Origin of the sequence: Bartonella sp. AC62GZZY (assembly GCF_042196525.1) — a bacterium.
In the GTDB taxonomy this organism is placed as follows: Bacteria; Pseudomonadota; Alphaproteobacteria; order Rhizobiales; family Rhizobiaceae; genus Bartonella.
On the sequence record NZ_JBHIQN010000033.1, the window covers coordinates 1 to 5,600 of the forward strand.

Here is a 5,600-nt window from a genome sequence, read left to right on the forward strand (position 1 = left end):
CCGCCTTCAAAACGGCGTGATTGAAAATGTTCTGTATCACTTGTGATAAAACCATCTGCATCACGAAGCGCCCAGCCTGTCTTAGTCCCTAGATCAAGAAAAAGAATCGTGTTAATCATTTGCTATTCCAATTTAAGAGTATTTTTTAATCGTATCTGATCATCATTTTTTTCGAAACCGCAGGGGAGAAATATGCAAGAAAAGCTAAAAAATTTGGAAAGCCAAATGGTTAATATCAAAAGGAAAATTGCAATATTAGAAAAGGCATCACAAAATTTAGAGCCAAAGTTGGAGATTAATATTGAGGAACCTAAGATTGAAGTCATACCACCACACAATATTGTTACTGTAGAATTTGAAATCAAAAACCCTACAAAATAACCAATAAAAATGAATCATATACGAATAGACGAAAATAGCCCATTTCAATTTGTTGAGGCATTCCATAGCGCCTACAATTCGCGTTATCGAAAGTCACTAAAAACTACTCCCAATATATCTCAAAAGCACATCGATTTAATAGCATTTCCCATTACAGATACCATCGATATTGATTTCTTTAGTTTACATGGCGGATCTACTTGCGTTTGGAGTATAAAAATTCGACCTACAGAAACAGAAAATTCCAATAAGATAACCGTTCCAGTTTTTATTCTTGAACACACCTCGTCAAATGATCCATATAAAACACTTCAAGTTCGTTTTTGGCCCAGTTTTTACCGTCAAAAGCCCTATCAACAATTTTCATCCCACTTTGAGATTAATCATTGACTGTTCTATGCTTCTTTGCTTTTAAAGGCGAAGAAGCAAACACATCTAAGTAACTTATTCTGTTTTACTGCTCATAGCCTCCAAAGGTCCCCACAATTCTTCTTTTCGATACTGTTTTTTCTAACTCGTTAATTAATATACTTAATTGTGCTATTATTTTGTCTTTTTCATGCGTTTTCGTCATTTTATAAAAGTAAAAGCCAGCAAAAAACATGATTACATTGACTATAAAAAACACAATCATCGCTGCCAAACCGTAATCCATTTTATTTTCTTTCTTCTTTAAGAGTGTGAATGGTGCTGTTGCTGTTCATCTTTATCTGTATGAGCAGCAATAAAAGCAGAACTAGAGCTAGAACTATCCTTCAACTTTTGCAGCTTTAAATAACTATTTAAAGATAGTCCTTTGCCTTGTTCCCAACGACAAAAAAAGCTTGCTTAACACCTAAAATATCTGCTAATTCCTTTTGTATTAGCGATAAACACTTTCGGATAGACTTAATCTTTAATTTTTCCTCTGTGTCCATTTGAGTTAAGCTCCTTGATTTTAACCATATACGCAATTGTATAGAGTTAATTAAAAAAAACAATAGATTTTTTTAATTTTAAAATCATAAGTAATTAATTATGACGAAAAATATCATTGCGACATTGCAAGTATTGCAATCTGAGTTTGGTCTTAATCAAAAAGATCTTGCCGATAGATTAAATGTAACCCAAGCGACCGTGTCAAGATGGTTAGGAAGTGAATCAGATCCCAGAGGTTCACACAGAGACGCAATTTTAGAACTTTATAAAAGCTTAAAAGGTTATAATCAAATTACTACAGTTGTTCCTGTTATGGGGTATATAGGAGCAGGATTAGAGATTGATACCGATGTTGAGCAAATCCCAGAAAATGGGCTTGAAACAATCGAAATACCATTTGATTTGCCTTTTGAAACAATAGGATTCATGGTTCGTGGAGATTCCATGTATCCCGTGTATAAAGATGGTGATTTAATCGTAGTTAAACATCTGCAAACAAAGCCAATGAGCGATTATTACGGTGATGAAGTTGTCGTTCTAACAGAAGATAATAGGCGTTTCATCAAACAAATTACTCGCTCTTCAGAGGGTATTGTACTCAAATCATGGAATGCGCTACCTATTAAAAATGCAAAGATAAAATGGGTTGGAGAAATAGTTGCGATATTACCGCGCAAATCCTATCGTCTACTTATGAAATAATCCCAATAAAGTTTTTGATTCTATTGCTTGTGAAGATGGCATTTAAGTGAAAATGCAAAAAAAATGAAATATATGCGATTTTTTGCTTGCTTATGTTTATACATTTGCGTATAAGTAATTATGCAAACCACGCACAAACAATCGCCAAGAGGCGTTAGGGAGGAAAAATTATGGATAAGCCAATTCTTATTAATTCCAATGAAATTTTATTAGTTTCCTACGATGATAATCAAAACATTGCAGAGTCTGGAACACTTGATGCAAGCTAAATTCTAAGCATTGTTGATGAGGCAGATGATGCAATCCAAATCTTTCGTATAAATCCTTCTGAGAAGAGTTGCGAATATATCTCTGAAGAGATTGCAGACGCATATGTAGAAGAAAATATTGAACAATCTCCATGAGGATAGTGAGGCTCATTACTTTGTACGTGAAAGTGATACTTACAATGAACTTTTAGACGAGATAGCAGATGAAAAATATAATGATGAGATTTACGGTACTTACGAACAACAACACCGTTTGCGTCCTTGTGATGTGCTTTAAATTCTGAGGGCGTATTTAAAAGCGCCCCCTTTAATTCATCAATAATTAATTAGAGTAAACTCATGACCACACATGATAATAATATTCATAGTGAATGATATCTCATACCTGAAAACGAGGTAGAAGACAAAATCGGTTATGTCCAAATGGTTAATGCCCATGTAATGCATAGGCACTTACATTTGAAACAAGATTTTTCCACTTGGTTTAACGATTGTGTTGAAAAGTTTGATCTAAAAGAAGGCGTGGATTTTGTTTTTACAAAACAAGAATGGAACAGACAGAAGATTTGTCCAAAATCTGAAATAGAAATAGATAAAACCGATAATCATTACTTCAAAATTCACGCAGCAAAGAAAATCGCTAAAGCAGAGCGCCATAGAAACTATGACAGAATATTATATCAAACCTTATGTTTTTGTTAATTAAGACAGTGATGATGTAAAACTTTAGGAGTTCATCATGAATACTCTCATAGAGATTAAAGAACAAGCCATTGATAAGGAAATTGTTCAGACAGTAAATGCACGTGATCTGCATGGATTCTTAGAGGCAAAACGTGACTTTTCCAATTGGATTAAGGACCGTATTACCAGATACAATTTTATAGAAGGACAAGATTTTATAAAAACACAAGATTTGCGGTCACCAAATTTGGCGAGCGCAAAATCTAGAGCTGTTATCAAAATTAATTACCATCTCACTTTGGAAATGGCAAAAGAACTTTCCATGGTAGAGCGTAATGAAAAAGGTAAACAAGCCCGTCAATATTTTATTGAATGTGAACGGCGTGCAAAGAAACCTTTAGACCTTGCAAACGCATTAGAAGACCCTCTCTTTATTAAGAAACTGCTTTTAGAAAGCGTCACACAATTAGAGACTTTAAAAAGTGAAGTGAATACCCTTAAACCAAAGGCAATGGCTCTTGAAAGCTTACAGCGCCATGATGGACTCTTTGGTCTTACAAAAGCCGCTAAAATACTCAAGATGCAACCAAAACAGTTCATTCTCTTCTTACAGCAAAAAGGTTGGGTTTACAGACGAGCAGTAGGTGGAAATTTGCTACCGTATCAAGACAAAATCCAAGAGCTTAAAAGACAAAGCATGTATTAATTAAGGAATGCAATAATGAAAAAGACATACGAATTTACTGATAAAATCAATATGATTTATTTGCGTCAATTTTCAAACTTTTTAATTGACAATATACTATAGTATATATATGCTCAAATCAGGTGCTTGAAAAACACCTTAAATGCATAGCGGATGAATTACCGAAACAGTTTATTTTCCACACATTAAAGGCTTTGACGCGTTGTATGTTACACGCATATAATGACTTTGTCGGGTGTAGTTACGCTATACAATACTCTTTATGGGGAAAGCGTAACGACGGACTATGCACCGTGTTTTTCAGCACCCGGCATCCTTTATTGGATGTCAATGAAAAACATCTAACTGCATAGGAGTTCATTATGAACACTCTTATAAAAATTACAGAACAAACAATTGATTAGGAAACAGTTCAAACCGTTAATGCGCGTGAGTTGCATGCATTTTTGGAAAGCAAAGAAGATTTCTCTACTTGGATAAAAAAACGCATCATTGCTTATTCTTTTCTTGAAAGGCGAAGATTTTATTCGCTTCCACAAAAAAATGGAAGCGAACAATGCTATAGCAGTAGAATATCATCTCACCTTAGATATGGCGAAAGAGCTTTCCATGGTTGAACGTAATAAGAAAGGACGACAGGCACGTCGTTACTTTATTGAATGTGAGAAAAAACTAAGAAACCAATCTGTTGATTATTCTTGTGATACACGCTTTGATTTGCCAAGCTATTGGGAAGGTATGAACGCTGGTGAAAAAGTTTTGTATCTTTTAGATCCAATTCATATGCGTCTTATTGATACTTTCAGAGTAGATGAAGAGAACAGAAAATATAAAGCCCTCATTAAAGAAGCAAAACAGGTTTTAGAAAGATCTGTTGTAAAAGCCGCTTAGTTTAAAAAAGATTTCATTTCCTCGTCTTTTCAGACGGGGAGGTGATCAATATCACACAGTCTCTAGAAACAGGATTGTAACAACCAACCAACTTTTAAAACATGCGTGATTCACGCCACACGTGAATTGCGCGTAATGGAGAAAATCAAAATGAGTGAACAAAACACTAACCTAATAGAAATTGAAGAAACACATCATTTAGCCGTCGAATAAACTGCTATGGAATGTATTTTAAATAAAGCATTAGAAAGTGACGTCAGTATTGACCGCTTAAAGCGTATTCTTGATTTAAGAGAAAAAGAAATAGAACGACAAGAGCGCCAAAACTTTGTCCGTGACCTTTCGGCTATGCAAACAAAATATCAAAATATTGAAAAAACTCTACAATCACCCATACAAACAGCAAATACGCTATGCTTGATCAGTACATTGATGCTTTAAAGGATGGGCTTGCAAAATACAACTATATTAAACAGAAAAAAACGTTACCATAGAAATAATTCTGCCTCATCCTTCAGAAAATCAAATCTCAACAGAAGGAACATTTCCAATTGACAGTACAGGCTCTAAAAATAGTATACAATCAATTGGTTCCACACTTACCTACGCACAGAGATACCTGTTAGGCATACTTCTTAATGTAGCAAGTAAAGAAGACGATACAGATGGTCAACCGCAAACCAAAGAAGGCGATACAAATAATCAAAAAGTTTCCTCTAAACAGATAAAGCAAATCGAAGAATTAATTAAAGAAACAGGGACAAATGAAAGTAGTCTTCTCTATTTTGCAGAAGCAGAAAAACTAACAGATATGTCTTGTGAAAAAGCAGAATTGGTTTTGGGCATTTGGAAAGAAGAAAAAATATTTAAAAAGAAAAAGCTCTACAATTGCTCCCATCACAAGAGCAACAAACGGCGGTGTGAGATGGAGCAACGAATAGCAGAATGATTTTCAAGCAAGTCTAGGGAAAATCACCGCATCAAACATTTACAACATACTCAATAAAACTACAAAAGGATTGCCTACGAGCAAATATGAAGACTACAAA

8 protein-coding genes and 4 pseudogenes are annotated in these 5,600 nt (G+C 34.5%); 10 read left to right on the forward strand and 2 right to left on the reverse strand.

Features of this window, described 5'->3' with window-relative positions; translation table 11 throughout:
* The first annotated feature begins 192 nt into the window (after positions 1-192).
* Entirely contained in the window at positions 193-381 is a 189-nt protein-coding gene (locus ACFIML_RS08745; RefSeq protein ID WP_375607559.1) for a hypothetical protein, read from the forward strand.
* Between the two features lie 9 nt (positions 382-390).
* Positions 391-771, forward strand: a complete 381-nt coding sequence (locus ACFIML_RS08750) for a hypothetical protein (protein WP_375614801.1) — start codon at positions 391-393, stop codon at positions 769-771.
* A gap of 64 nt (positions 772-835) precedes the next feature.
* Here ACFIML_RS08750 and ACFIML_RS08755 read toward each other — a convergent pair whose 3' ends face one another.
* Together ACFIML_RS08755 and ACFIML_RS08760 are read right to left on the reverse strand one after the other, a co-directional pair.
* Complete coding sequence (locus tag ACFIML_RS08755; RefSeq protein WP_375607558.1) at positions 836-1,036, reverse strand: hypothetical protein; 201 nt, start codon at positions 1,034-1,036, stop codon at positions 836-838.
* A gap of 127 nt (positions 1,037-1,163) precedes the next feature.
* The gene (locus tag ACFIML_RS08760) at positions 1,164-1,298 is read right to left on the reverse strand and encodes a hypothetical protein (protein WP_375607557.1); all 135 of its coding nucleotides are present in this window, start codon (positions 1,296-1,298) and stop codon (positions 1,164-1,166) included.
* Positions 1,299-1,398: 100 nt separating this feature from the next.
* On the opposite strand from ACFIML_RS08760, the gene ACFIML_RS08765 reads away from it, so the two are divergent.
* The 8 genes and pseudogenes from ACFIML_RS08765 to ACFIML_RS08800 all read left to right on the forward strand — a co-directional run.
* Complete coding sequence (locus ACFIML_RS08765) at positions 1,399-2,001, forward strand: S24 family peptidase (RefSeq protein WP_375607556.1); 603 nt, start codon at positions 1,399-1,401, stop codon at positions 1,999-2,001.
* Positions 2,002-2,171: 170 nt separating this feature from the next.
* Positions 2,172-2,547, forward strand: a pseudogene (locus ACFIML_RS08770) (hypothetical protein).
* Positions 2,548-2,651: 104 nt separating this feature from the next.
* Positions 2,652-2,972, forward strand: coding sequence for an antA/AntB antirepressor family protein (locus ACFIML_RS08775; RefSeq protein ID WP_375607560.1), 321 nt, complete (start codon positions 2,652-2,654; stop codon positions 2,970-2,972).
* 37 nt (positions 2,973-3,009) lie between these two features.
* The gene (locus tag ACFIML_RS08780) at positions 3,010-3,660 is read left to right on the forward strand and encodes an antA/AntB antirepressor family protein (protein ID WP_375607555.1); all 651 of its coding nucleotides are present in this window, start codon (positions 3,010-3,012) and stop codon (positions 3,658-3,660) included.
* A 434-nt stretch (positions 3,661-4,094) separates the two neighbouring features.
* Positions 4,095-4,551 (forward strand): annotated as a pseudogene (locus tag ACFIML_RS08785) (antA/AntB antirepressor family protein).
* Between the two features lie 219 nt (positions 4,552-4,770).
* The gene (locus tag ACFIML_RS08790) at positions 4,771-4,992 is read left to right on the forward strand and encodes a hypothetical protein (RefSeq protein WP_375607554.1); all 222 of its coding nucleotides are present in this window, start codon (positions 4,771-4,773) and stop codon (positions 4,990-4,992) included.
* An 85-nt stretch (positions 4,993-5,077) separates the two neighbouring features.
* Positions 5,078-5,233, forward strand: a pseudogene (locus ACFIML_RS08795) (ERF family protein); the annotation flags it as partial.
* A gap of 243 nt (positions 5,234-5,476) precedes the next feature.
* Positions 5,477-5,600 (forward strand): annotated as a pseudogene (locus ACFIML_RS08800) (exonuclease); the annotation flags it as partial.

Excerpts from the sequence above, each read along its gene's own strand:
- ACFIML_RS08780 (WP_375607555.1), top strand. The coding sequence starts at position 3,010 with ATGAATACTCTCATAGAGATTAAAGAACAAGCCATTGATAAGGAAATT.
- ACFIML_RS08790 (WP_375607554.1), top strand. The coding sequence starts at position 4,771 with ATGGAATGTATTTTAAATAAAGCATTAGAAAGTGACGTCAGTATTGAC.
- ACFIML_RS08755 (WP_375607558.1), bottom strand. The coding sequence starts at position 1,036 with ATGGATTACGGTTTGGCAGCGATGATTGTGTTTTTTATAGTCAATGTA.
- ACFIML_RS08765 (WP_375607556.1), top strand. The coding sequence starts at position 1,399 with ATGACGAAAAATATCATTGCGACATTGCAAGTATTGCAATCTGAGTTT.
- ACFIML_RS08750 (WP_375614801.1), top strand. The coding sequence starts at position 391 with ATGAATCATATACGAATAGACGAAAATAGCCCATTTCAATTTGTTGAG.
- ACFIML_RS08760 (WP_375607557.1), bottom strand. The coding sequence starts at position 1,298 with ATGGACACAGAGGAAAAATTAAAGATTAAGTCTATCCGAAAGTGTTTA.
- ACFIML_RS08745 (WP_375607559.1), top strand. The coding sequence starts at position 193 with ATGCAAGAAAAGCTAAAAAATTTGGAAAGCCAAATGGTTAATATCAAA.